This is a genomic window from Rhodoferax sp. GW821-FHT07G04, assembly GCF_059418585.1.
In genome coordinates this window covers 1-682 of record NZ_JBWKQD010000034.1, presented here as the reverse complement: position 1 = coordinate 682, position 682 = coordinate 1, and the positions used below count along the sequence as shown (strand labels likewise).

1 protein-coding gene and 1 pseudogene are annotated in these 682 nt (G+C 66.4%); both read left to right on the top strand.

What is annotated here, in order from left to right:
* A pseudogene (locus AC07OO_RS25595) lies at positions 1 to 201 on the top strand (hypothetical protein); the annotation flags it as partial.
* The coding region (locus AC07OO_RS25590; protein ID WP_495084999.1) for a hypothetical protein at positions 198 to 682 on the top strand (485 nt) is incomplete at its 3' end. The pseudogene AC07OO_RS25595 and the gene AC07OO_RS25590, both read left to right, overlap by 4 nt.

Here is a 682-nt window from a genome sequence, read left to right as displayed (position 1 = left end):
GACATGGTCATGCTCGCCACCGAGCGGCGCGACCTGATGCTGCGCAACGATGGCGAAGTGTGGACGCAGTTGGAGGGCATTGAGCCCCTGCCCATCGTCATCACCCCTATGCAGCCCGAGGAGGCCCGCCACAAGTTCATGGAGCGCTTTGTGGACCTGTGGGCAGACCACGTGCTGCAACCCGCTGCGGAGGCCGCATGACAGGCTCACGCATCTCCGCCAAGGCCCTGCGCTGCCTGGAGAACTTGGCCGTGGCCGGCGCATCCAGCGTCGAAGAGCTGGACAAGCTGGACCCCGAGGCCCAGGGCCACAGGCCCATCATCAACGGGCTCTTCACCCAGGCCTACATCGTTTCCGACTCCGCCACCCGCTTCAAAGGCAACCCGGTGCGCTACAGCCTCACCGCCAAGGCCAGAACGCTGCTGGCGGGCGCTAAAACCACCAAGCCTATCGAAGCAACCCCACCCCGCAAAACCAGCAAGCGGCGCCAGGCCGCTGCTCTGGGCGCCGTGGCCGGCCGCCAGAGCCACAACAGCCTCACCACTGCCGGCTATTACAAGCCCACGAACGACATGCTAGCCCCAGCCGCCCGCCAGGGCGCTGAGGCCTTCCTCGCAATCCCCAGCCGCTACGACAACCGCCTGCACTACCGCGACGGCCGCGTCACATTCCTCACCCCTTC